The sequence below is a fragment of the Acinetobacter calcoaceticus genome (assembly GCF_051947995.1).
Classification (GTDB): domain Bacteria; phylum Pseudomonadota; class Gammaproteobacteria; order Pseudomonadales; family Moraxellaceae; genus Acinetobacter.
The window spans coordinates 255,190-281,470 of the sequence record NZ_JBLVVH010000003.1 but is presented as its reverse complement, the minus strand read 5'-3'; the positions used below and the strand labels follow the sequence as shown (position 1 = coordinate 281,470).

At 41.8% G+C, this 26,281-nt stretch carries 22 protein-coding genes and 1 pseudogene; 5 read left to right on the top strand and 18 right to left on the bottom strand.

Going from position 1 to position 26,281, the window contains the following annotated elements; genetic code table 11:
- Positions 1-61: 61 nt before the first annotated feature.
- From ACNQO6_RS07235 to ACNQO6_RS07225, 3 genes are read left to right on the top strand one after another with little or no spacing between them, the layout of a single operon-like run.
- Positions 62-988: a DMT family transporter gene (locus ACNQO6_RS07235; RefSeq protein ID WP_440208723.1), complete on the top strand. Its 927-nt coding sequence runs from the start codon at positions 62-64 to the stop codon at positions 986-988.
- Positions 989-1,044: 56 nt separating this feature from the next.
- Entirely contained in the window at positions 1,045-1,404 is a 360-nt protein-coding gene (locus ACNQO6_RS07230) for an ArsR/SmtB family transcription factor (protein WP_440208503.1), read from the top strand.
- Positions 1,382-1,852: an SRPBCC family protein gene (locus tag ACNQO6_RS07225; RefSeq protein WP_440208502.1), complete on the top strand. Its 471-nt coding sequence runs from the start codon at positions 1,382-1,384 to the stop codon at positions 1,850-1,852. Before ACNQO6_RS07230 ends, ACNQO6_RS07225 begins: the two co-directional genes overlap by 23 nt.
- 63 nt (positions 1,853-1,915) lie before the next feature.
- Here the strand turns inward: ACNQO6_RS07225 and ACNQO6_RS07220 are convergent, their stop codons facing one another.
- The 6 genes from ACNQO6_RS07220 to ACNQO6_RS07195 form a co-directional block, all read right to left on the bottom strand.
- A complete protein-coding gene (locus tag ACNQO6_RS07220) occupies positions 1,916-3,082 on the bottom strand; it encodes a hypothetical protein (RefSeq protein WP_440208501.1) in 1,167 nt (388 codons plus the stop codon).
- Complete coding sequence (locus tag ACNQO6_RS07215; protein ID WP_440208500.1) at positions 3,079-4,416, bottom strand: TolC family protein; 1,338 nt, start codon at positions 4,414-4,416, stop codon at positions 3,079-3,081. Before ACNQO6_RS07215 ends, ACNQO6_RS07220 begins: the two co-directional genes overlap by 4 nt.
- The gene (locus ACNQO6_RS07210) at positions 4,413-5,999 is read right to left on the bottom strand and encodes a GH3 family domain-containing protein (protein ID WP_343578317.1); all 1,587 of its coding nucleotides are present in this window, start codon (positions 5,997-5,999) and stop codon (positions 4,413-4,415) included. Before ACNQO6_RS07210 ends, ACNQO6_RS07215 begins: the two co-directional genes overlap by 4 nt.
- A complete protein-coding gene (locus ACNQO6_RS07205) occupies positions 5,996-6,817 on the bottom strand; it encodes a hypothetical protein (RefSeq protein ID WP_440208499.1) in 822 nt (273 codons plus the stop codon). The genes ACNQO6_RS07210 and ACNQO6_RS07205 overlap by 4 nt, the downstream gene beginning before the upstream one ends.
- 152 nt (positions 6,818-6,969) lie before the next feature.
- Positions 6,970-8,517, bottom strand: coding sequence for a DHA2 family efflux MFS transporter permease subunit (locus ACNQO6_RS07200; RefSeq protein ID WP_440208498.1), 1,548 nt, complete (start codon positions 8,515-8,517; stop codon positions 6,970-6,972).
- 20 nt (positions 8,518-8,537) lie between these two features.
- A complete protein-coding gene (locus ACNQO6_RS07195; RefSeq protein ID WP_440208497.1) occupies positions 8,538-9,599 on the bottom strand; it encodes an HlyD family secretion protein in 1,062 nt (353 codons plus the stop codon).
- Positions 9,600-10,339: 740 nt separating this feature from the next.
- Here ACNQO6_RS07195 and ACNQO6_RS07190 point away from each other — a divergent pair.
- Positions 10,340-11,212 (top strand): bile acid:sodium symporter family protein, encoded by an 873-nt coding sequence (locus ACNQO6_RS07190; RefSeq protein WP_440208496.1) that lies wholly within the window; start codon positions 10,340-10,342, stop codon positions 11,210-11,212.
- 56 nt (positions 11,213-11,268) lie between these two features.
- On the opposite strand, the pseudogene ACNQO6_RS07185 reads toward ACNQO6_RS07190, so the two are convergent.
- From ACNQO6_RS07185 to ACNQO6_RS07130, 12 genes and pseudogenes are all read right to left on the bottom strand, one after another.
- Positions 11,269-12,270: pseudogene (locus tag ACNQO6_RS07185) on the bottom strand (2-dehydropantoate 2-reductase).
- 154 nt (positions 12,271-12,424) lie between these two features.
- Positions 12,425-13,300, bottom strand: a complete 876-nt coding sequence (gene hchA, locus ACNQO6_RS07180; RefSeq protein ID WP_440208495.1) for a glyoxalase III HchA — start codon at positions 13,298-13,300, stop codon at positions 12,425-12,427.
- Positions 13,301-13,408: 108 nt separating this feature from the next.
- The gene (locus ACNQO6_RS07175) at positions 13,409-14,413 is read right to left on the bottom strand and encodes an NAD(P)H-quinone oxidoreductase (RefSeq protein WP_440208494.1); all 1,005 of its coding nucleotides are present in this window, start codon (positions 14,411-14,413) and stop codon (positions 13,409-13,411) included.
- Positions 14,414-14,417: 4 nt separating this feature from the next.
- On the bottom strand, positions 14,418-15,296 hold the full coding sequence (locus ACNQO6_RS07170) for an AraC family transcriptional regulator (protein WP_343578309.1): 879 nt from the start codon (positions 15,294-15,296) through the stop codon (positions 14,418-14,420).
- Positions 15,297-15,456: 160 nt separating this feature from the next.
- Positions 15,457-15,768 (bottom strand): hypothetical protein, encoded by a 312-nt coding sequence (locus ACNQO6_RS07165; RefSeq protein WP_440208493.1) that lies wholly within the window; start codon positions 15,766-15,768, stop codon positions 15,457-15,459.
- A 77-nt stretch (positions 15,769-15,845) separates the two neighbouring features.
- Positions 15,846-16,115 (bottom strand): hypothetical protein, encoded by a 270-nt coding sequence (locus tag ACNQO6_RS07160; RefSeq protein ID WP_440208492.1) that lies wholly within the window; start codon positions 16,113-16,115, stop codon positions 15,846-15,848.
- Between the two features lie 137 nt (positions 16,116-16,252).
- The gene (locus tag ACNQO6_RS07155; protein WP_343578304.1) at positions 16,253-16,945 is read right to left on the bottom strand and encodes a GntR family transcriptional regulator; all 693 of its coding nucleotides are present in this window, start codon (positions 16,943-16,945) and stop codon (positions 16,253-16,255) included.
- A gap of 6 nt (positions 16,946-16,951) precedes the next feature.
- Positions 16,952-20,557, bottom strand: a complete 3,606-nt coding sequence (gene uca, locus ACNQO6_RS07150; RefSeq protein ID WP_440208491.1) for an urea carboxylase — start codon at positions 20,555-20,557, stop codon at positions 16,952-16,954.
- A gap of 18 nt (positions 20,558-20,575) precedes the next feature.
- On the bottom strand, positions 20,576-22,414 hold the full coding sequence (gene atzF, locus ACNQO6_RS07145; protein WP_440208490.1) for an allophanate hydrolase: 1,839 nt from the start codon (positions 22,412-22,414) through the stop codon (positions 20,576-20,578).
- A 247-nt stretch (positions 22,415-22,661) separates the two neighbouring features.
- Positions 22,662-23,018: a winged helix-turn-helix domain-containing protein gene (locus ACNQO6_RS07140; protein ID WP_440208722.1), complete on the bottom strand. Its 357-nt coding sequence runs from the start codon at positions 23,016-23,018 to the stop codon at positions 22,662-22,664.
- 58 nt (positions 23,019-23,076) lie between these two features.
- Positions 23,077-24,186 (bottom strand): S-(hydroxymethyl)glutathione dehydrogenase/class III alcohol dehydrogenase, encoded by a 1,110-nt coding sequence (locus tag ACNQO6_RS07135; protein WP_440208721.1) that lies wholly within the window; start codon positions 24,184-24,186, stop codon positions 23,077-23,079.
- 20 nt (positions 24,187-24,206) lie between these two features.
- Positions 24,207-24,482, bottom strand: coding sequence for a metal/formaldehyde-sensitive transcriptional repressor (locus tag ACNQO6_RS07130; protein WP_004653592.1), 276 nt, complete (start codon positions 24,480-24,482; stop codon positions 24,207-24,209).
- Positions 24,483-24,768: 286 nt separating this feature from the next.
- Here ACNQO6_RS07130 and ACNQO6_RS07125 point away from each other — a divergent pair, with 286 nt between their 5' ends.
- Positions 24,769-26,277, top strand: a complete 1,509-nt coding sequence (locus ACNQO6_RS07125; RefSeq protein ID WP_440208720.1) for a phospholipase D family protein — start codon at positions 24,769-24,771, stop codon at positions 26,275-26,277.
- Positions 26,278-26,281: the final 4 nt, after the last annotated feature.

Here is a 26,281-nt window from a genome sequence, read left to right as displayed (position 1 = left end):
TTTACTATAAAAATAAATTAGTTTTACGATTTGATTCAATTCCATGTTGATTGAAAATTGCATGCGTCACTTCGCCATTGTGCTTTCTCGTTCCACTGTTTATTTGAAGCTGATCTGTGTTGCCTTAATGTGGGGGGGTACCTTCATTGCAGGACGGATTGTTACAGCAGAACTCTCTCCAGCCCTCTCTGCATTATTACGCTTTGGCTTCGCTGCCATCTTACTGGTGTTGATCTTGTTGAAAAGGACGGGAGGATTTCCTCATCTTTCTGCACAACAACATATCTTGGCCATCTTGATGGGATTGACGGGGGTATTTGCTTATAACTTATTTTTCTTTGCTGCCTTATCCAGAATTGAAGCAGGGCGAACTGCACTATTTGTCAGCTTATCCCCTATTTTAACGATTTTAGTCATGCGGATTTTCTTTCAGGAAAAGCTGGGTCGAATCAATTATTTAGGTGTCTGTCTCGCTTTACTCGGCACACTCATCGTGGTGAGCAAAGGTGAATTTTTTACTGCATTCACTCAATCTTTTGGCGCGGGTGAAATGATGATGTGCGGTGCGGTCTTGAGCTGGGTCATTTATACGATTTGTTTTAAACAGACCTCAGCCCCTGCTTTAACCATGACGACCTATTCGGTACTGTGGGGTACGTTTTTTCTCTTTATCATTCTTGTGCCTGAATTCATGCAACTTTCGATTGTACATATTTCTCTGCACAGTTGGTTGTCCATTATCTTCCTCGGCGTCTTTGGTACAGTTTTGGCTTTTATCTGGTATGCCGAAGCAATTCATCAAATTGGAGCATCTCGAACCATTATATTTAATAATCTGGTGCCTGTATTTGCAGTCTTACTGGCATTTCTGATTTTGAATGAACCGGTCACCTGGTCTATGCTGATGGGTGGCAGTCTAAGTTTTATTGGGGTTATTTTAACCAATAAACAAAAAAAGAGAGCGATAAAAGTTGCAATAAAAACTTAGCCTCTTAGCTAAGTTTTTATTGACAATTGTCTATTTTGTGCGCAATACTTAGCTCTATGGCTAAGTATGATTCTAAACTCGATATGTTATTCAGTGCTCTCAGTGATCCAACGCGTAGAGATATCTTAACGCAACTGTCTTTTGGGGCAGCATCGATCACCGAACTGGCTGAACAACATGACATGGCCCTGCCATCTTTTCTAAAACATTTAAATAAATTAGAACAAGCAGGACTTATTCATTCAGAAAAAAATGGACGAATCAGAACTTGTGCTCTGACACCCGAAGCTTTCACCCCCATGCAAAATTGGTTAAGTGAGCAACAGGCAATATGGGAACAAAGACTCAATCAATTTGATCGTTATGCACTCGAATTAAAAAGGAAAAGAGAAAATGAAACTAGATCCAAAGACTGATTTAAAACTGGAAAGAGTGATTGATGTTCCGCGTGAGCTAGTCTGGGAATGCTGGACTACACCTGAACATATCAAACACTTCTTTATTCCTCGCCCCCACTCGATTAAAGCCTGTGAAATTGATTTACGAGTCGGCGGAAAATTCAATACCATCTTTGATGTTGATGGTAATGAAATCAAAAATGAAGGGGTTTATCTGGAAGTGATTGATGGCAAGAAATTGGTCTTTACCGATACTTATACTGAGGACTGGAAACCTGCTGAAAATCCATTCATGACCGCAATTCTGTTGCTTGAAGATGCAGGCGATGGTGCAACCAAATATACCGCAATTGCCAGACACCGTACTGCTGAAACTCGTCAACAACACGAAGACATGGGCTTCTTTGAAGGTTGGGGAACGGTGATTGATCAACTGGTTGAGTACGCTAAAGGACTAAAAGCCTAGTCTATTTGCACATAAAAAATTCCTCAGAGCTTAATTCGCTTGAGGAATTTTTTATTGCTCCAATCAAATTCGCCCAACTTCTAAATACGGGATCAAGTTCTTATCAAAGTTTGGACGTGGATCCCCCTGAAAACTAATAAAACCATGCATGCCTGTTAAGCGTTCACCTTTATAAAACTGATTCAGCTGAAAACGTGGATCTTGATGCGATAAGGTAAAGCTCACGATTCCCACACCGCGTTGCTTAGAGCGCTTCTGCGCATCTTCAAGCATCAAATGATGCAGTGCTAACTGTTGTGGGTGACACAACAGGCTGTGTAACACATGATATCTCACCGAGTCGCCAAGTTTCGGCAATGGCATGCCTTTAGTCACTTTGGTCAGTAGATTATAGACTGGACGAAATAGGCCAATCGCTGGACTGTAATGCAGGATTTTGGTTTGTTTAACAGCATGTTGATCCCATAACCCAAACATTCCAACGAGTTTTCCATCTTGAAAGTAGAGTTGGAAGTCCGAAAGCTTCAAGCCGGTAAAATAGTGATGCCCTGCGTGTAATTCTTCAAAATTATAAGCCGGGATAAAATTATAGTGCTGCGACATTTCGGCAATAAACCTGTTCATTGATGCAATATGTTCAGGACGTGCCTCACACGATTTTATCCCGTTATTCGCTGTTGGGTTCTGGGTTATATTGTCTATGAATGTCTTGATTTTTCTGTTGCTTCCAAGATGCGTCAGCGTTAGTGTTTCAATCAATCCTTCATCATAATAATCAGGAATCCCTGTCTTGCCTGTTTGTATGGCTGCTCTTGCTGCATAGTTATCATTAAAAATAATCATCTGGCTAAAATCAGGTTCATGCAGCGTCTGCTTGACATGCGCCCCCAATACTTTGACTAAGGATTTGCCACGATAGTTTGGATCGACACGCAAATCACTGGCATAGCGAACATTCTGTATTGTCTTCTCGACATAGCATGGGCGATGACCATTGCTATAACAGGCGACATTCTTTTGATTTTCAGTATCTTCAATCACAACATGTAGCTTATGTCGATACAAAAGATCTGAAGCCCTAAAATAACTCGGTTCACGCTGAAAACTGATTTGCACGCCTTTGGTGGTCATTGGCACGGCAATCAATGCACGTAAGGCCTGATCGTCAGCCAAGGTTGCTTCACGGGTAATCAAGCTGTTGTCAGTTGATATCGGTGGATTTTTTTTCATTCATTATTCACCTGTGTTGTCATCTGGTTCGGCACCAGCTGATTTAATTGTCCCATCTGATCAAGGAGCTGATAGACAAATACCACTTCGTCCTGTTCATTGACCGTTTTTTGGGTCTGTACATCTAAGAGTTTTTGTTCGGTATTGAGCAGATCAAAGGTGGTTTTGGTGCCTAAGTCGAACTCTTTTCGGGTGTAGACAAATGCAATCGATGCTGCATCTATGGCATTTTGAAGCGCCTCTTTATTTTGTCGAATGCTTTGCAGTTGTGCATATGTAGTCCGTACACGTTGATTTAAATCAAGCTCAAGCGTACGGATCTTTTGCTTAGCCAGATCGACATCTGCCTGCGCTTTCCTTGTATTGGCCCGATTCAGGCCATCATCAAACAAAGGCACATTTAGTTGTACGCCCACCATGTAATTGTTACTTTCAGAACCGATATAACTTGCCTCATGCTGTTTGCCTGCTCGACTGGTCAACATGACTGTCGGCCAGAGTTCCCGTTTGGTTAGGGCATATTGTTTCTCGGCAGCCTGTTTTTCATATTTGCTACGCATCAGTGCAGGATGATTGCTGGTTCGTGCTAAAATCTCATCCACACGATTAGGAATTGCAGGCAATTGCTTGATTGCAACAAGATTCTCTGCAGTGAGGCCGGTAATTTGATAAAACTGTGCCTCGCTCACCGTAAGATTGGATTGAGCCTGTGTAATATCAGCTTGGCCCTGGGCCACTTGTGCCAAAACCTGAGCCAGATCGGCACGGGTAATCATGCCCACATCAAAACGCCGTTGTGATTCATAGAGCGAGCGCTGCAGATTCGACATGGTCTTTTTCCGTAGCTCTAAAATCGCTTTCTTTTTTAACACATCCGTATAAACCATCACCGTATTCAGGATGGTTTCCGATCTTTGGTCAGATAAACCCTGTGCCTGTGCAGATAACTGGTTCTTCGCTACTTCAACGCCCAAACTATGCCGTCCAGAAGTATAGACGGGATAGTCCAGCTGTAATTGCAGACTTCGGCCTTTGCGGTTGCCTTCGGTTGGAAACATGACCTGAGCAGGTGTTTCCACCCGCTCATAATCAAGTTGACCGACCAGATTGACTTTTAAGCCATCCCGTTGTTTAGCCTGTTCAAGCATTGCAGTGGATTGACTGACACTTAAACGGCTGACTTCGAGTTGACTTTCATGCCTTAAACTTGCGGACAAAGCCTCATCTAAAGTCATGGCAGCCACCGGATTTGAAGCGGATAGCATTCCTATACACAGTACAAGATGCATAGGCTTTAAAAACGGCTTACTAAATTGCGTCTTCCCTTTCTTCATAGTTGTTCCAAACTATTCAGGGTAATTTTCTTTAATGGTTCCGGCTTGATATTGCCTTCAATAATGCCGTCAAACATGACCAGTTTTTTATAGGCGTTCCAGCCATTATTGGCCTGACGAATCTGAGGCTGATCCAACTGACCCAGATTGCGAGCAAGTTCATAATGAAAATTCTGACGCAAGATATTATCGATATATTCATCGTTAATGCTGTGATGAATTTCCCCTTCAAATAGGACGCAATAAAAGGGTTTGACCTGCTGCTCGGTATCAATCGCCAGCAACGAGATTGCTTTAGAGTCGGTTTCGTTTAGTTGTGAAAGCAGTTGCTGTGCTGTTTCCGGAGCAAGCTTTTCACCGACCAGATCGACACCAAAACGGCGTCCCTGAAACTCAAAACAAGGAATCTGTTGCAGAAAACCTGTCACACGCAAACAATCATCAAGACAATAACGGAGTAAACCATTCCCCGATGTGATGATTGGACTTACCACATCACCCGCTTTAAGTTGCCATGACGGGATAATCTGGCCCTGCTTTTCCCCCTCAAGGTATTCAAACTCATAAAAATGACTCTGATAAGCAAGCGGATATTGATCGTTATACGGAATGGTCACCACACCTTCAGTCGCCCACAAGCCTTTGCCCTCGAACTGCACCGCTGGAAGACGTTGTTGCAATTTTTCAGCCCAGGCTCTAGAGCCAGCGGTATCCCAACTTGAAACCAGACTTAATTTTGGCCAAAGTTGCTTAAAATCGATGTGCTCGCCATTCGAGCTGTTGATCAAGGCCTGTGCACTTTCAGGGCTATAAGGTGGAGTGACCTCTTTAAGTGAAATTTGGCGACTTCCCCATAATCCACTTTCGAGCACTTCAATTACTTGCTGTTGCAATGCTTCCAGACGTTCCAGCAATTGTAGTGCAAAGGTTGGGCTCCAAACCGAGATCATTGCCAGATTTCGGTTAGCCACCAGATAACAAAGCGTCGCAAACAATGCATCATCGGCATTTGCAGCAAAAGCCACATTACTTGGAACAGCTTGAGTAAACTTTGATAAGATCCGTTTACCCATGCCTAATAATGCACTGTCATCATTCAGATTTTTGTCTTTTAAAACTTCACGCTGGCTTTCTGGCAACCAAGACACAGACCAATAGTGAGTTCCTTCGCGCAATTGAGGACACTTGCGGTACATACTTGCTAACCAGGGAGCAATGGCATGATCGAGTTCATCTAAAAACAGTTTAGTATAAGGAATAAACTTAATCTGTTCACTTGAACCACTGGTTGGCTGAAAACGCACCAGCTTACTACTGGAAAGCGCAAGCTTTTGTTCACGATAGCGTTGGATATCTTCTCGCCAGGCACCGTAACGCGTAGCTGGAAATGATTTTACAAACTGTTCATAGTTTTGCACTTTTTTATCTTTAGCAAAGGTTGAGGTCTGTAAAATCGAATGCAAAATTTGACGTTGTGTTGCTTCTAATGCATTAAACTGTTTTGTAAAGCTTCTATCAGACGCATCACACCATTGTTTTAAAATAAGATGCGAGCCTATAGTCAACCATTCAGCGGGTTTCATTGGATGGCCTCTCTACGGTTGGTTTTAGAGATTGAAAGCGCCTCACATTTACCTTTGCTGACCGGCTTTCTCATCAACTTCACTGGAAAACGGGCAATATCTTTCCAGCCCATACGTCCGATGCATGGGAGTTCTGTACCAATAGTCCAGGTCGGATTTTTCTGCTCAAAGAAATCAATATTCGGGTTCTTTTCTCTCATTTCAGCGGTGATCGGGGCGATTTCACCTTTTAACGGTTGATAATCCTCACCAAAATTTAATAATCCTGCTTCTTTATCATAATATTCGCCAAAGAAGTTTTCACAGTAATGTTCAATCACCGAGGCGAGATGCTGATTTTCATCTTTGATATTTGGATAATATACATAATAGTTATTGGCAAGTAACAAATAGGTTTTATAGCCCTTGGAAATCAGTAACCAATATAGCTCATTAAATGGATATCTGATTCTTAACTTGATCATCAGTTTGAGCATGGTGCTTTGAAGGGAGCGCGTTCCCCAAAACTCTCTTAAAATAACGGTATCGCCACTAAATAAAACGGTATAGTCCTTACCATTTAGATAAAAATGTTGCACAACAACAGTAGAGAAACCAACAATTTCATTTGTCTCTGTATTAAAAACCAAGATTGCTCCGCTTTTCTTTTTAAAGTCATCTACAAAAATAGAGAATCTGGTGTTGTCATAATATTGTTCATAAATCGAGTACATCACTTTTAAGCGATCAAGATCGATTTGCTCTTTTTCAAAATATTGACCATAGGTACGTTCTTTCTGGTTAAATTTTGAAATTAGTTTATATGTTGTATTAATCATAATACTTAACCTTCCACATTTAGATACGCGAGTTCCCCTACCTCATACGGAGGTATTAAAAACTCATATAAATGTTGTTTTTATAAAGGGATCTTTTTTATATAAGCCCTATTGTTTTTCATTGTTTAAACTTACCCTCTGTTTTTGGATTTCTACATATTCATTTTTTTCCCCCGATCCATAAATATGGTTAAAAAAGCAGTCACAAACATAATGATTGCGAGCATACGTAATAAATCATTAAAACTTGATGTCAGCGCCTGATAATGAATGTCTCGATAAATCACGCTCAACGCGATTTGCTGTGCGTTTGAACCAACCTCCTGATATTGCGCCGTAAGCTGATCCAGTCTTTCGATGAAGATCCAGTTCTGGGGATTCATATACTGATTAATTTGAGTGACATGTAATGCGGTCAGCCAATCCAGTGAAGAATTAATCAGCGCCAATCCCACTGCTCCGCCAATATTACGCATCAGGTTATAAATCCCGCTGGCATCAGCAACTTTACTCAACGGTAAAGTACTCATGGCTAGGTGTGAAACCACAATCAGGCAGATCATCAGACCAATGCCACGATAAATTTGCGGCCAGAACATAAAGTCATAGTCGCTGTGAATGCTGAGATGGGAATTCAGCCATACACCAAAGCCCGCCAGCATCATGCCAACGAATACCGTTTTGCGGGTATCAAAATTAGGAATCAGCCAGGCAAGGAATGGAGCAAAAAAGAACATCACCACGCCGGTGACCATCATGACGTGACCAATCTGGCTACTGTTCATTTCTCTTACCTGCCCAAGAAAAACAGGAATCATATAACCCAAGCCATACAGTGCCATGCCGATCACAAAGGTCGTAATCGCACTGAGGGTAAAGTTCTTGTTCTTGAATACGCTTAAATCGAGTAAAGGCTTAGGCTGAGTAAAGCTTCTGGAGAAGAAAATCATGCCACCGATCAGGCAGACCATAAAGGCGATACGAACACCCGAATCGGCAAGCCATTCATGCCGGGCACCTTCATCCAGAAAATACTCAAGTCCGCCCAGAAACATCGCCATACCGAGCAGGCTTAACCAGTCCATGCTCTTGATCAGTGAGTAATTGGCTCGGTCAATATTAGGGCCTGAGTAAATCACTGTGGCAATAATAATCCCGGGAATGATATTGATCAGAAACATCCAGTGCCAGGAGAAATTATTGGTAAGCCAGCCCCCAATGGTTGGGCCAATCGCTGGCCCAAGAGTACTGACCATTCCAAAGGTCACCAACGGTAATGAACGTTTTGCTTCAGGGAACAATAGGTATAACGCTGTCATTGAAGTTGGAATCATGCCACCGCCCATAAAACCCTGAATAGCCCGGAAGAGCAGCAAACTTTCCAGATTCCACGCCAGTGCACAGAGTAAGGAACTGATGGTAAATCCAACCGCACAAAGAGTGTAATAGACACGGGTCGAAAGTACGCGCGAGACAATACTGGACATCGGAATTGCAATAATCTCTGCAATCAAATAAACCGTTTGAACCCAAGTCACTTCATAACGGCTTGCACTCATACCCGCCTGAACTTCGTTTAAAGAACTGGCGACGATCTGAATATCAAGGATTGCCATAAAGTTACCAAAAATCATGGCAGCGAAAATGGCCCATGCCGTTTTCCGGGGAAATTTCCACTCATTTTCAACAGCCTGATTCATCACTTACACCTAATTTATGCTTAAGTTCGGAGATCAACGGTCGCGCTGACCGACATGCCAGGCTTAATGAGATCGATGTGCGGGCTTGAATTGATGCTGATGCGTACCGGAATACGTTGTACGACTTTGTTAAAATTCCCTGTTGCATTGTCAGGTGGCATCAACGAAAAAGTTGCCCCTGATGCTGGTGAAAAACTTTCGATTTTCCCGGTATAGGTCAGGCTGGGATAGGCATCTATTTTGAGTTTAACCTGCTGGCCAATATGCATTTTTTCTATTTGTGTTTCTTTAAAGTTGGCCTGCACATATAAGCTTTTTTCAGGAATAATTGCCATCAAACGCGTTTGCGGCGAGACACGCGATCCCTTCTGGATTGCAAGGCTACCGACTTTACCAGACACAGGACTGACCACTTTGGATGAAGCAAGATCAATCTGATAAAGATCAAGGCTGGCATTGGCATTTTCAATGTCGGCTAAAATCTGAGCCCGACTCGCCTGCAAGCTGCCCAGTTGAGCTTCAGCTGCATTGACAGCGGCTTGCGCCTTGCTTAGTTGTGCCTGTGCCGTCAAATATTGGGACTGGATGCCTTCAAAGTTTTGTCGGGTAATCACGCCATCTTTTAACAAGTCTTGATAGCGATCAAAATCTTTTTTCAAGCGCGACAGGTCAGCTTGTGCTGCAATAACACCACTATTTGCTTCACTAATGGATGACTGGGCTGATTTTTCATTTTGTTGCTGCACTCCCAGTGCTGCTTGTTTTAAAGTCACCATAGAGCGGGCTTGATCATAACGGGCCTGATAGTCACGATGATCCAGTATCGCCAAGGTTTCACCTTTCTTAACCGCCTGATTATCCTTAATGATCAATTCAATCACTTCACCCGATATTTTTGGCATCACCCAGGTTACGTCAGCCTGAACATAGGCATTATCGGTAGCCTGATAATATCGATATACAAAAAAATAATATATAATGCCGATGAGGAGTAATAACAGAAGCACACTAAAAACAGCCCATGTTATTTTTTTTCGACTTTGGAAATTAGTGTCAGTTTCTAGCTGAGCGACGTTATCCATATTCATTCCGCTTATTTGTAATACTCAGTTTTTTATTTACGCCACCAAAATACTGGTGTCTTTTTTGCGCAACTTTTCACGTGGTTTTATTCAATAAATCGTCACAGTGTAAAAATTGCTGCAAATTATCATTCTTAAGTCAAATAAATATCATTGACCGTTTCGACATACATTTTTTCTATTTCTGCCAGTAGACAGGATCTTATAAAAACTATATTTAAAATTTATGTAATTGTAAGTTTGACCCACTTTATCTTCATAAATTTGCTTTTTAAAATAGATCTATAATATTGTTAATCCTATATATATTATTTTTAATTTTTTTGCTAGAAATTTTCATGATTAACAAAAAAGGACATCTCTTTTGTTTGTTTTATATACACAACCTGCTTTTGGTAACAAAATAAATATAACGTTATAAAAATGTAAACAAGGATATTAAAGTGCTTTATCTCTTACTCTTTTTTTCTTTAGTTTTAATAAACTGTCATCTATTTGACAAATTTATGATTACAAAGTAAATAAACTATTTAAGCTATATAAATGATTAGAATTCATAACATAAAGATATTAATTTATTATTTGGTCTTAATCGTAAATTGCTTTATTTGTGAACCGGTTCATTAAAACAATTGAATTATGCAAAGTATATCAATAAATCTGTTTAAAATTTGATAGCTTCATAAGAGATAATATATAAGTTTTTTTAATATAATTTTAACTAAAAGGAAAAAATAGTTATGGATTCTGGATTGATCACTCTTTTCTTGCCAATCGCACTCGCCATCGTCATGGCTGGTTTGGGGCTGGAACTCACCTTAAAAGATTTTGCTCGCGTCACCAAACACCCCAAAGCCGTTATCATTGCCCTGTTTTGCCAGTTGGTTTTACTGGTCGGGATTGCTTTCCTGATTTGTAAACTACTGACGCTTCCTCCGCTACTTGCTGTTGGTTTAATGCTGCTGGCTGCCTCACCTGGTGGATCGACTGCGAACCTGTTCAGTTACTTATATAAAGGCGATATTGCTTTAAACATCAGTTTAACCGCCATTAATGCACTGGTAGCGGCCCTGTTCTTACCTTTTATTGTCAACTTCGCCATTTTGCACTTTATGAATGAAGGACAGCATGTGGGTCTACAGTTTTCTAAGATTCTCCAGGTTTTTCTGATTATCTTGGTACCTGTGGCAATCGGTATGCTGGTTCGTCATTTTGCGCCGCATATCGCAGAAAAGTTAAATCGTCCTGTACGTATTTTTGCAATTGTTTTCCTGCTTATGATCATTCTGGTAGCGATTTTTAATGAACGGGCTAATTTGTTAGCTTATTTGGGGCAAATCGGTTTCGCCACCGCTTTATTCTGTGCAATCAGCTTGGCGGTTGGTTATTTTGTACCACGTTTCTTTGGGATCAGTTCATATCAAGCCCGTGCCTGTGCATTTGAAATCGGGATTCATAACAGTACCCTTGCAATGACGATTGCACTTACAATTATGGCCAGTACAACGATCGCAATGCCAGCCGCAGTTTATTCTATTTTTATGTACATCTTCGCTACATTCTTTGGCATTTTGATTACCCGCTTTGGTCCAGCAGTGACTGAGAAATCTTAAATATTTGTTTTATCGTCAATAGCGTATGACTGATTTTCAGTGATACGCTATTTTTATTATGCCATTTCTAGCTGTCGTCGAAGCGCTTGTCCTGACCACGCCTTGGGCGATGTTTCAGCCTGTTTAATCAATTGAATCAATTTGGTATTGACTGGCGCTTTCAAATTGAGTTGTTGTGCTAAACGAACAACCTCCCCATTAATCCAGTCAATTTCAGTGCTTCGCCCTGCCATGAGATCATCGGCCATCGATGAACGTGCCAGTGGATCAATGGCTAACATTTTCTTACTCACCACATTAAATATAAAATCTGGCAGGCTTAATACCCTAGGAATAATCTGGGCTGGCAAGGCCGTCAGTTGGGCAGGTTTGATCCCTGCAATTTTAAGCAGTTTTAACGTTTCCAGCTGTGCCATTGCCAGACATTGACGATATCCTCGAATAGAAAGCTGTTGCTTTAAAGGAAGTTGTGACAAGGCATTCACTTAATTATTCAGATTAAGAATTAACTTGGCCCATTGTACTGCCTGCATATCAGATGCAAGTTTGAGTTCCAATCCAGTGGTTTTAAATGCACTTATCAATTCATGCATTGGCTCGTGCTGCTGGGTATATAGAGTCCCTTCTGTACCTTGATGAAACCTACCATTTCCCAAAGCCGCGACATTAAAAGGAATCATGCCAGCCAGAACGGTCTGATCTGGCAGGATTTTTTTTAAGATATCCGCATTCGCCAAGCCGTTTTGAAAACTGATCATCAAGGTCTTATTTGCTAAAACGGTACGTAATTCATGCGCAACTTGCTCAGTGGCAGCCGATTTAACACAGACAAAAATAATATCTGCTTGCGCTGCAAGCTGTGGATCATCACTCATTTGCAACTGTTCTGCTGCAATGGTGTGTTGATACCCAAGATAATCCGAAACGGTCAGGCCATATTGTTGTAATTGCTGGCGAATTTTGGGGCGGACAATCAACTGGACATTGCCTCCTGCAGCGACCAGTCGACCAGCCAGATAACAACCAATATTACCCGCACCATAAATACATATTTTCATTTAACATCCTGTTCAGTTCACATCCATGTGAGTGACTTTAACCTTAAGTCATAATAGAGATTGTCAGTAAATTGACAATTGATACAGCTATGTAGATTTAAAAGTTAAAAAAGCCCAACATTAGATGTCAGGCTTTTATGTTTATCTCACGCAATCAACGTAGCTCTAGATCAGCCAATAAAGTCGTTGCTGCCAATTTGCCTAAGTTGTTTGAAGCCAGCGGACTATCGCCCGTCAGTAATTTTCGGTCCTGGTGCACCTGACCTGTAATTCCTGTGTTTAAGATTTTAACGCCAAGTTTTTCCAGATTTTCACCGACCAGCCACGGCAGTTGCCCTGGCATATAACCGATATCAATATTCGCGCCTTTATCTAGGGAATCAGGGAAAACACAAAGCTGATAGTCTTTGAAAATATAGTCTTGTGGATTTTCATCAACCGCTGCGGCAAGTAAGGCTGCTGGTCCATGACATAGCGTAATTACATATTTATCGTTGGCAACGGCCCACTTTAATAATGCTTTGACTTCGGTGCTTTGTGGAATCTTCGCCAATACACCATGTCCACCTGGGATGAAAATACCTGCATAAGGTGAATCAGCGCTTAAGGCTTGCTCGAGTACATCAGCAAGTTTTAAGGGTGCCTTGAGCTGTTTCTCATATTTTTTATAGGTGTCTAGTACCACTTGTTCTTCGTTGGGCATCGCCCACATTTCCAGCTTAACCGGATTGCCTGACAGTGTCGCCACGTCAAAGGCAAAACCTGCATTATCCAGATGGAACATAGGCAATAGCATTTCCACTGGGTGATTGCCGGTAGAAAAGAATTTTTCATTTTGCATCAAGATATAACGTTCGTCTGTCGCGATCATCAAAATCTTTTTATCGCCCTGATACGGCTGTGAATAGGTTGTACCATCATAATCCGTTTTAGTAGAAGTATACTGACTCAATGAATACGGCGATGGAAAGAATGCGTTATCTTCTGCACGATCTGGTGTTGGGTTACGATCATCGGTATTTGTTGTCATTTCAAGTTTCCTCATTGCATCGTTTTATTGATATTCATACTGCTGCAGTAACCTGCCATACTCAAGTGTTGAGTACGAACAGGCATGGAATGAATATAATCAGGCAAATTAAGACTTAATTTCGAGTACCACCTTGCCAGTATGCTGACTGCTTTCTAAACACTGATGTGCCTGCGCGACATCTTCAAAAGCGAAAATTTTATAGATGATTGGCTTACATTGCCCTGCTTCAATCAAAGGCCAGACAAACTGTTCAAGATCCTGAGTAATTTTAGCCTTTTCTTGATTGGTTCTGGCACGCATGGTTGAGCCAGTGACCACTGCACGTTTCAGCATTAATTCCTGTATATCAAAGCCGTCAACTTTACGGCCGCCCATAAAGCCAATAATCACCAGTCGACCATCACGCTTTAACAATCTCAGGTTTTGGTTGAAGTAAGACGCACCGATAATATCCAGAATCACATCTACGCCCTGCCCATCAGTCAGCGCCAAAACTTCTTTTTCAAAATCCTGCGTTTTGTAGTTAATGACCTGAGACACAGAGGATAACTTTTCAACTTTGTCATCACTCCCCACCGTGGAAAAGTTTTTAATACCCATGGCATGACACAAGCTGATTGCGGTTGAACCAATCCCACTGGCACCGCCATGAATCAGCACGGTTTCATCTGTCTTTAATTGACCAATCTGGAACAGATTCGCCCAGACGGTGAAATAAGTTTCGGGAATTGCAGCGGCCTCAACAAAATTGAGATTTTTTGGAATCTTCAAGCTTTGATTTGCGGGTACGGCACAATATTCAGCATAGCCACCGCCGTTGGTGAGTGCACAGACTTTATCACCTACTTTAAACTGAGTGACTTGAGCACCTACCTGTGCGACCACTCCTGATACTTCCAGTCCGGGAATAGGCGTAACACCTTTGGGCATCGGATATAAACCTTGGCGCTGTAAAATATCCGGTCGGTTAATTCCAGTTGCGTAGACTTCAATCAGGATTTCATCTGCTGTAATTTCTGGGCGTGCTCCCTCGGCAAGCTGTAACACTTCAGGGCCGCCTGCTTGAGTAATTTCGATATATTTCATTTGTTCTACGCTATTTTGATTCATCTGATCATGACTCCGTTTCAGTATTCGATTCAGCATGTTTGGGCGGAAAACCAAACTGCTTTTTAAATTCTCGGCTAAATTGAGAAGAGCTCTGATAACCAACAGCATAAGCTGCCTGAGCCACACTTTGGTCTGCGTTTTGCAACAATTGTTTTGCCTTATGCAAACGGACGACTTTTAAATATTGCAACGGCGAATGTTGTGTCACCTGTTTGAAGGCTTTATGAAATGCAGAAGTGCTCATATTGGCTTGCTCTGCCAGCATGTCTACAGTGAGCTTTTCTGTAAAATGGTGCTGGATATATTCGCAAATTTTATAAATGGGTCTGAGATTGCCTTGTGCCACCAAACCTTTTAAGGCATCTGCACCTGCATGTTGTATCACTCGATAAAGCAATTCTCGTTTAATCTGCTCGCCTAAAACCAGCACATCCTGTTCCGAGGTCAATGTCTGTAATAAACGATTCAGCACACTCGAAATGGCCTGATCATATTCGATCACACTCATTCCTGTGGTGAGTGGCTTAAACTGGTAATTCTCGAAATAGGTTTTTGCAAGTAGCTCATTCACAGTGTCTGCTTCCAGTTTCATGCTAATCGCAATCATCGGGGCTGCTGCACTGGCAATAGTGTCACAATCGAAAGGCATTGACACCGAGACAATCAGACATTGACCTTGTTGAAAGGAATAGGTTTCAGTACCGATATAACCGCGCTTTTGGCCTTGTAAAACAAATACTAGGGTTGGTTCCTGCAATACCGCGATCGGTGGCGTATTGTGGTCTACGCGCATCAGCACAATGCCGTCAATGGCTGTGGCAAAAAAGCCTTCTTTCTGCACCAGTTTTAGAAATGAGTTGATCAGTGTTTGGTCATTCATCATGTGTCATCTGATGATTGGAAATGTGATTTTTATTATTAAATAGCAAACAGATAAAAACTGTTAGTTTTATGCAGAATTAGGCATGGAAAAGAGAGTTTTGTGAACTCCTGCAATCAGGGTCAAATTATTGTGAACTAATGTCTATGACTTATCCAAATCATTATCTTTTATTGTCAGAAAAGATTATAGAAAAAAAGAATAGTAATGTTACAAACAATCCTACTCCAAAACTTATTATAATTGTTTCTAGGTTAAAAAACTCCATCAATACACCATGTGTTCCCCAGGGGCCATCAAACCCACGATTATTTGATCGTCTTCCTAATACTCCAATAATACAAAACCCTATACTTGAAAGAAAAAAAATACTTAGAGAAACTTTCCATAATTTAAATTTTGAAAGTAATGCTACTAGAGCCATACCTAGTATTGTAACTATGGATGCTATCAAAGCATATTTCCAGTTATCCACAAAAACCCCTTTTAAACAATTGATTAATTACTTAATTTTATGCGTTATTGGCTTTTAAAAAATTACCAATTTCACCATCACAAATTATTATTTCTATCCATTTCTAAAAGTGTTCTAAGTCTAAAAATTTCTGAAATTAACTTTGGGATATCTTGTTTTGCATTTGCAATAAAATCCTGATCGGCAATAGTTGCTCCTTTTAATTCAATATCATCACTACCCGTCATAATAAAATTAGATCCAGACTCATGATCTCTGCCCTCTACATAGGAGACCCATGGTCCTTGAGAAGTTTTTGAGCAAAGCTCTAATATGTGTTCTAAATTTTCTTTTGATAATTCTTCCATGTCAGCTCCCTAAGTGCTTGTGCCTTCCTATCTTTATTGCCATCATAATGAAAAAATTTGATATGTTATTCGATAATTTAGTTTAGCTTCATCATATAAATACGGATACCCCAGTACATATAAAAAACAATATAAACCTAATAAAACTGACTCGAATCCAACATCTGTAGAGTAATTTTTTTCACTTCATCACGACTTTGCATGATATGCGCTTCAATCGCGCTGATCGCTTGCTCTGTTTGTCTCTCAAAAATAAAACCTAATATTTTTTGATGCTCCTGATAAGTCGCTTCAACCCGATAATCCTTAGAAAAATCCAGACGGCGGATAATCCGAATCCGTTCACTCAAATCACGATGAATCCTTGCCATTTCATTGTTTCCCGAAGCACGGACCAAGGCACAATGAAAATCTTCATCCTGCTGAGACAACTGTTTAATGTCCTTTAAATACTCGGAAGGTTGTATCAACCACAGTGCTTTTAATACCGACAACTCAACTGAATGATGGTGATCCATCTGACAGAGTTTTCGAATTGAATCCTTTTCCAAAACAATCCGCACATCATACAATTCTTCATAATAACGAAAATTGAGCGGTCGAATCTGCCAACCGCTCCGAAAGCTCACATCGACATAGCCTTCTTGCTGCAGGCGATATAAGGCTTGTCGGATGGGGGTACGACTCACCTCATAGGCCTTAGCAACTTCAGACTCAGTGAAGCGTTCACCTGGCATCAACTTGAAATCAAAGATGTCATTCTTGATGCGTTGGTAAACCAGCTCAGACAAATTGTCTGAGCTTTTTGTTGTTATTTTTGTTTCTTTCATTCAACCTTATTCCATATATACCAATGGTTCACCACTGTGTACGGTTTGTCCGGCCCTACAGATAATGGCTTTGACGATGCCATCTTCTTCCGCATAAACCGGCAGTTCCATTTTCATGGCTTCAATAATAGCAATAGTCTCTCCTTTTTTGATCTCTTGGCCATGTTCAACAAAAATTTTCCAGATATTGCCGGTCATTGATGCATTTAAAGCAGAAAGATGGCTGTAGTCGGCCTGACTGGCTTGTTCTACCTGCTGTTCAGGTTGTGCAGCAAACTCTTCTTTCCAGCGGCTGACTTCAGTACTAAAAGCCTGTTGCTGTTTTTCTTTAAACGCGGCAATGCTTTCTGCTTCATTCTCCAGGAACCGTACATAGTCAGCATAGTCGAACTCGGTTTCCTCAATCTGGATTTGGGCACGGCCATTTTCAAAATCTGCACGCCATTGATTGAGTTCCGCTTCAGTGACAGGGAAATATTTAATCTGGTCAAAGAACTGCAAGAACCATTGTTTATCACCAAATTGCTTATTCTTTTTAAACTTGTTCCAGATCGGCAGCGTTCGCCCAATCAACTGATAACCGCCCGGTGAGTCCATGCCATAAATACACATGTACATCCCACCAATCCCTACGGTATCTTCTGCGGTAAAGGTCCGTGCAGGGTTGTACTTGGAGCTGAGCAAACGATGACGGGGATCGATTGGCACAGCACAAGGTGCTGTCAGATAAACATCCCCTAAACCCAAGACCAGATAGTTAGCATCAAAAATGATATCTTTGACTTCATCACGATGTGCTAGACCATTAATACGTTGGATAAAATCAACATTATTCGGCAACCACGGCGCTTTGGCGCAGACACTTTCCTGATAGCGTTCCACTGCACCTAAAGTTGCACTGTCTTCAAATGCCATTGGTAAATGCACAATACGCGATGGAATCTTAAGCTGGCTTAAATCCCCCATTTGCTCTTCAAGTTTAAGCAATTGTTGAATCAGCTCGGCTTGAGTAATCACCAGACCATCATATTTAATCTGTAGTGAACGTACACCGGGTGACAGTTCTAAAACTCCAGCAAGATTGGCAGCGCGAATCATTTGAATCAATTGGTGTACACGTAAACGTAACGCCAAATCTAAAACGTTTTCACCGTATTCGAGCAAGATATAGCTATCTCCTGCTTGGCGATAAACCGTTTTTGGCGATAATTCTGTTTGTTCACGTTGTGCCAGAATGGTGGTAAAGACATCTTGAGCTGGCTCAATGGTTTCAACGACTTTGGCAGCGGCGGCAAAGTTCTGGATATTGTCAATTTGCTTACGTTCTAGCTCGTTGGCCTGCTCGACTGTAATTGGATAAAAACGGATTTTATCATCAGCTTTCAACTGGCCTACTTTCCACAGTTCTGCTTTGGCAATGGTCACTGGACACACGAAACCGCCAAGGCTAGGACCATCTTTTGCCAAAATCACAGGGAAATCGCCGGTAAAGTTGATCGCACCAATTGCATATTCACAATCATGCACGTTGGATGGATGTAGACCTGCTTCACCGCCATTTTCTCTTGCCCAGCTCGGTGTCGGACCTGAAAGTCTGACGCCTAAACGATTTGAATTAAAGTGAACAGTCCATTCAGAGGCAAAAAATTCTTCTACATATTCAGGTTTAAAGAAATCAGGCGCGCCGTGTGGTCCATACAGCACTGCAATTTCCCATTCATTGCTATATTCAGGAATGAGGTCTTTGGATAAGGCTTGAGGCTCATCAATCGCAAGCGGTAATTCCACACTGGCCAGTTGTGCATCAACCATTTTGATCATGTCGCCAACACGTAAAGTACGTCCTGCATGACCACCGAAATTGCCCAATGCGAAGGTTGAACGGCTACCCAAATATAGGGGGACATCCAGGCCATCACGTACCGCCAAGTATGTACGGCAACCTGATGCCACCTGTCCTATTTTTAAGGTCTGGCCTGCTTTGACTTTAATCGGTTGCCAAAAGGTAATATGTTGATCATCCAGTACAGCTGTACAACTTGCACCTGTTAATGCAATGGTGGTATCGGCATGGAACTTCAAGCTTGGCCCCACCAAGGTAAATTCAAAACCTGCTGCTTTAGCATCATTGCCGACAATACGGTTGGCAAGTTGGAATGCATAATCATCCATAGGACCTGATGGCGGCACACCAATATCCCAATAGCCTGTTCGTCCCGGATAATCTTGAATTGAACTCAATGTACCTGCTTGAATCACTTCAATGACTTTTGGTGAATAATCAAAATCATCCAGCATGCGTGTCCAGATTTGCATGGATTCAAAACGTTGGTCTGAGACAATCGCGCGTGCATAATCCAGATTGGTGCTGATACCATTTAAACGGGTTTCAGCCAGAACTGTTTTTAATTTTTCGATTGCAGTAGCACGATTTTCAGCATGCACAATAATCTTGGCAATCATTGGATCGAAATACTGGGAAATTTCAGTCCCTGTTTTCACCCAAGTATCCACACGAATGCCTTCTGGGAATGATACTTCGGTAAGCACACCCGGGCTTGGCTGGAAATTTTTAACAGGATCTTCAGCATAGACACGAACTTCAATCGCAGCACCTTGCGGTTGGATATTGCTGAGATAGTCCCAATCCAAGGCATCACCTGCTGCCACTTTAAGCATACACTCGATTAAGTCGAGACCTGTCACCATTTCCGTTACCGGATGCTCGACCTGTAAACGGGTATTTACCTCAAGGAAATAAAATTCATCCCGCTTGGCATCATAAATAAACTCAACCGTTCCTGCACTGCGATAATTGACGGAACGACCCAGTTCAACTGCAGCTTGATGTAGTTTTTTACGTGTTGCTTCAGGCAAGTTCGCTGCTGGGGTTTCCTCAACCACTTTCTGGTTACGACGTTGCAATGAGCAATCACGCTCACCAAATGCGACTACTTGACCTTTGCCATCGCCAAAAATCTGTACTTCGACATGACGTGCCTGATCAATAAAGCATTCAATAAACACACCTGCATCTTTAAAGAACTGCTCACCCAGGCGTTTTACACTTTCATACGCTTCAGTTAATGCCTGCGGGGAGTCACAACGGGTTAAACCGATCCCGCCACCACCTGCAGTGCTTTTGAGCATGATTGGATAGCCAATCCGTTCAGCAGCTGACAATGCTTCTTCAAGGCTATCAAGCAGTCCTGTGCCCGGTGTCATTGGAACATTCGCCGCCGCGGCCAATTCACGTGCGCGATGTTTTAGGCCAAACTCCAGAATCTGTTCTGCGGTTGGGCCCATAAAGGCAATGTTGTTTTCTTCACACGCACGGGCAAACTCGGCACTTTCGGATAAAAAACCATAACCCGGAAAAATCGCTTCTGCCCCTGTTTGTTGAGCAGCTTGAATCAATTTTTCGATACTTAAATAGGTATCGGCAGGTTTTAAACCTTCCAGCGCAATGGCAATATCGGCATCCTGCACATGTTGCGCATAACGATCGCTGTCTGAATAAACCGCCACACTGGTGATGCCTAATTTTTTCAGTGTTCGAATTGCCCGAACAGCAATTTCACCACGGTTTGCAATAAGTACAGTCTTAAACATGATGATTTCCCCTAAAAATTAATTGGCGGTATTGGCGAGTTGCTGATCTGCTTGACTGTTCCGATGCTGGATATATGCTCTCCAGCCGCCAAAATGGCTGATATTCTCGGCATCGCCTAAGCCATAGGGTTCACAAATAAAGCCTTTAACCCAACGACCATCCTCTAGTTCGACATTACCCATGCCCAATGGGGTTGGAATTTCTGCCACAAACTCACCGAAGCGTGCTGTAGGTACATCCCAAAGCTCGACAATGATGCTTTGCCCATCTTGCTGACGAGCCAAACCCGGTTTTGGTGGAACTGTGCCATTCAATGCATACAGTGCATAATCTTGAGACGTCTTGGTGGTTTCGACATGCACTGCACCACGCGTGGTGAGTTGGAAATTCAATGGCATCCCGGTTAGATGAGCCCCTACAACTGCGACCCGAATATGGTGAGGAGAAAGTAAAGTTGGGGTATTTGTAGATAAAGGCTTATCTAAAGCACCGAGTTTCAGTGCCAGATAGTTCTGCCAGGCTTTGCCGAAGTGCACCAGCGCTGCGTCATGCCAAGCCGGTGCAATCAAGGTGATACCAAAGGGTAAATTGTCTGCTCTAAAGCCCGCAGGTAATGCCAAGGCACTTAAATCAGCGAGGTTGGTGAAATTGGTATAAGTCCCGAAATGCGCGTTATATTCAATCGGGTGCTGCTGCATTTGTTCAATGCGATAAATCGTCGGTGACGTTGGCACGATCAAGGCATCAAACTCAGCCAAGCTCATTTGAATTTTTCGGCTTAAGTCCTGCTTTAAATATTCAGCATTGTAGGCATCCACTGCAGAATTTTTTTCACCTTGTTGAATGATTTCTAAAACGGTCGGGTCAAAATCAGCCGCATTGGTTTTGAGTAGACTGGCAGCCGCAGCGGTACGCTCTGCCACCCAGGGGCCTTGATAAAGTTGTGCTGCAAGTTGCTCAAAAGCAGAAAAATCAATCGGTGTGATTTCTGCATTTAAACTTTCCAGTAACTGGATGGTGTGTTGAAAGGCTTTCTCTGACAGCTCGTCACCAAAGAAGTTCAATTTATTCGGAATGGCAAATTTCAATTTGCTGGAAAAACGTGCAGGTACATTTTTCGGGTGCTCACGTGAATAGCTATCGAAAGCGTCATAGGCTTCGGCCTGATTCGCAACCAATTCTGCATCAGAAACCGTTAATGCAAAAATAGAAATACAATCAATGCTTTTTACCGCAGGTAATAAACCCCGATTGGAAAAACGACCTTTGGTTGGTTTTAAACCGACAATATTATTGAAGGCTGCTGGCACGCGCCCAGATCCCGCAGTGTCGGTTCCTAAAGAAAATGGTACCCAACCTCTTGCCACGACACTGGCAGACCCCGAGCTTGAACCACCACTGACATATTCAGGTTTAAAACTATTTGGCACCGCCCCAAATGGTGAACGTGTGCCAACCAGACCTGTGGCAAATTGGTCAAGGTTAGTTTTCCCAATGACAATGGCACCGGCCTGTTTCAGTAAACGAACCGTCTCGGCATCTTGTGTTGCAACAGTATTCAATGCCTTACATGCTGCTGTAGTAACAAATCCGGCCACATCAATATTGTCTTTGACGGCAAACGGAACCCCGTATAACGGAAATTGTTTATGCAAATGGTCAGCATCTTGAGCCCGTTGCGTTAATGACTGAATCTGTTGTTCCAATAGTTCTGGGCTGACAACAGAAATCCAGGCAACATCATGAGGATCAATTGCTGCAACCAGTTCTTTTAAAATATCCAGCTGAATTTCTTTGTTTAAATACGCGGCTTGCCATTCAGAAATTGTCCAGCCCAAAGTTTTTAGTTGATGCATTTTATGAATCCTATCTTGTATACAAGTTTGAATAGATAAATGCAGAAACTGTGCCAATTTTATTTTTATATATAAATTAAGTACTTAATATCTTATATAAACATGAGTGAACATCTAGGGTTTCGTTGTGGTGCTAAAAAATATGTTGTGCAAATCAATGTGCGCTATAAACCAGCAGATGATTAGAGAGAAAGCAAAAATTAAGGAAATTGTGGAATAAGGGGTGTTAATTTTTATGTTTATATAATTATTTATTTACTTTTAGATAGTGAGCTAAATCTTCAAACTCAGTTGCGACAGCCTGAATCGCTTGCTGCTCCATGGTTCTAAATTTTTTAAGTATCTCTTGCCCTAATTCAGTCACCACTGCACCACCACCATGCGTTCCGCCTGTTTGGGTATCGACCAGATGAGAATGAAAGCATTGATTCATGGTGTCCACCAATTGCCATGCACGGCGATAACTCATCTGCATAGATTTTGCCGCCTGGGAAATTGAGCCTGTACGCTGGATCGCTTCAAGTAGCTCCGCTTTACCGGGGCCAAAAGCAATCTGTTCTTCTGAAAAAATCCGGACATGCAATTTTAAACGTGGTTTTGACATCATGATCCACCTAAGATTTGATGATGCATTTCACATCATCAAATCCCGTCATTTAAAATTAGAAATGAATTACCGTGCGAATTGACTTACCTTCATGCATTAAGTCAAAGGCTTCATTAATATCGTCTAACGGCATGGTATGCGTTACGAATGGTGCCAGCTCAATCTCACCCTTCATTGCATCTTCCACCATTTTTGGTAATTGGCTACGGCCTTTTACACCACCAAAAGCGGTTCCCATCCATTTACGGCCTGTCACTAATTGGAATGGACGGGTTGAGATTTCCTGACCTGCACCTGCAACCCCGATAATCACGGATTGTCCCCAACCGCGATGTGCGCATTCCAGTGCAGAACGCATGACATTGGTGTTGCCGATACATTCAAAAGAATGATCCACACCCCAACCGGTCATTTCAACAATCACTTGTTGAATAGGCTGTTCATAATCTTTTGGATTAAGGAAATCGGTTGCACCAAACTGTTTTGCCAATTCAAACTTATCAGGATTGGTATCAATTACAATAATGCGGCCAGCTTTGGCTTGACGTGCACCTTGTACCACAGCAAGGCCGATACCACCTAAACCAAACACAGCAACACTGTCGCCCTCTTGGACTTTCGCCGTATTATGTACTGCGCCAATACCAGTGGTCACACCACAACCCAATAAGCACACTTGCTCATGGTTGGCTTCCGGATTGATTTTTGCCAGAGACACTTCTGCAACCACGGTATATTCACTAAATGTTGAACAACCCATATAGTGATAAATCGGTTGTCCATTATAAGAGAAACGCGTGGTACCATCTGGCATCACACCTTTACCTTGGGTGGCACGTACTGCTACGCATAAATTGGTTTTACCCGATTTACAGAATAAGCATTCTTTACACTCGGCGGTATACAGCGGAATCACATGGTCGCCGACTCCAACACTGGTCACCCCCTCACCGACCTGAACCACAACTCCAGCACCTTCATGCCCCAGCACTGCCGGAAAAACACCTTCCGGATCATCACCTGATAAGGTGAAGGCATCTGTATGGCAGACCCCCGTATGGGAAATTTTAATCAGGACTTCACCTGCTTTAGGTGGTTCAACATCAAGCTCTACGATTTGTAATGGTTCGCCTGCGGCAAAAGCAACAGCTGCACGAGATTTAATCACAATGACACTCCTGAATTTTACTTTAAATAAGATTTAAGAATTTTACTGACTTGAATGAGCTCTTGACTGCGTTGTAACTCCGAAGATTCGCCAACAACCAGAGTATCTTTAAGGTGAATTTCGAGAAGTTCAGTCATCAAACCATTTAATGCACCACGAACAGCACAGATTTGCTGCAAAATATCAGCACATTCTGTGTCATTTTCCAAAGCACGTTCTACACTTTGAACTTGACCTTGGATACGTCTTACACGTGTGAGAATCTTTTTTTTGTCCTCTAATTGTTTAGGCATAATGTCGACCACATTAAATCTAAAAATATACTATACACCAGTATAGTAAATTGATTCAATGTATATGAGACGAAATGCTCTAGAGCGGTTATACCGGGGAATAATTTAGATAGATTAAAGAAAGTAAGTGATTGATTATATTGATAATTACATTTAACCCTTGGAACTAAATATTAATTAGATATATAAAAAAATCAATCACCTGCACATTACTGTCGGATCCACACGCTTGATCAATAAAATGATAAACAATTCATACCATTTTAAGATAATGACACTTGTTATTATGGTTGGAATGGGGGGCTGTTCTTTGCCACCCAATCAGAATCATGATCGGAGTAACTCCTTGAACACGAAAACAAAGTGGATGAATGATCCACAAGCCGATCTTAATATTGAAAAAGGTTTAACCGCATTTTTAGCTTTGGATGATGCCTTTTTAAGTATTGCCTCTCGAATTCATTTAATTCGAAATGCCAAGCATCAACTTGATTTACAATATTATATCTGGAATGACGATGCGATCGGCAACATGATGTTGTATGAGTTGCTCAAAGCAGCTGATCGCGGGGTAAAAGTCCGTTTATTGATTGATGATCAGAATGGCATAAAATTAGATAAAACCTTAAAAGCCCTCGCCCAACATCCAAATTTTGAAATCCGTATTTTCAATCCTTACAAGTTTAGGCATTTACGCTTTATTGATTATGTTTTTAGACTAAAACAGATTAATCATCGGATGCACAATAAACTTACGATTGCCGATCACTCCATTGCGGTAACTGGTGGTCGAAATATCAGTAGTGAATATTTTGAAGCCAGTGACCAGTTTCAGTTTAGCGACATGGACATTTTGTTCTATGGTAAAGCAGTCGATCGTGCGGAACAGGTTTTCGATGAATTCTGGTCAAATAAACTCAGTTACTCAACAGAGCAATTAATAGGTACGGGTTCGCCCCAGCAACTTGAGGATTTAAGAAATAGCTATAAAGCATTAGATCAGGTTGATACCCCGACCGAAGATAAACTCGAAGCCGCCCAAGATTATCTAAAGCTACGTCTACAAAACTATCCAATTCAATGGGCAAAAGCGCATTTTGTGGCTGATCATCCGAGTAAGGCCTTAGGAAAAGCCAAAGATCAGCAGCTTTTATATGCTCAAGTTCTGAAAATTATGGGTAAACCTGAACAACATATGGAATTGGTCTCTGCTTATTTTGTACCGACTCAACAAGGAACTGCCTACCTCAATCAACTCTCTAAAGACGGGATAAAAGTACGTGTCCTGACCAATAGTCTGGTTGCCAATGATGTCGCCGTAGTGCATTCTTTTTATAGTCAATACCGAAAACCACTTTTACAAAGTGGTGTGCAACTGTATGAGTTTAAACCGAATATTGAACGTAAAAAACGAACTTGGTATGAAATTGCGACTGGGAGCGTCATCCCGGTGAAAGGCAAGAATCGCTCAAGTCTGCACGCCAAATTTTTTGATGTCGATGGAAAGGTGTTTATTGGTTCATTTAACTTTGATCCGCGCTCTGCGCATTTAAACACTGAAGTTGGTTTAGTGGTTGAATCTGACCATTTACAAGACCAGATTACGGCCATGCTGAATCAGCATTTGCTACAAGTGGCCTATCAGCTCAAATTAGATCAGAACGGCAATATCGTCTGGTATGAACATAAGCCAAATGGTGAAGTGGTTGAGCATCATCATGACCCTGAAAGCACCAGATTCCAGCGCTTTACCATGCACGTTGTGTCTTATTTTCCAGTTGAATGGATGATGTAACGAA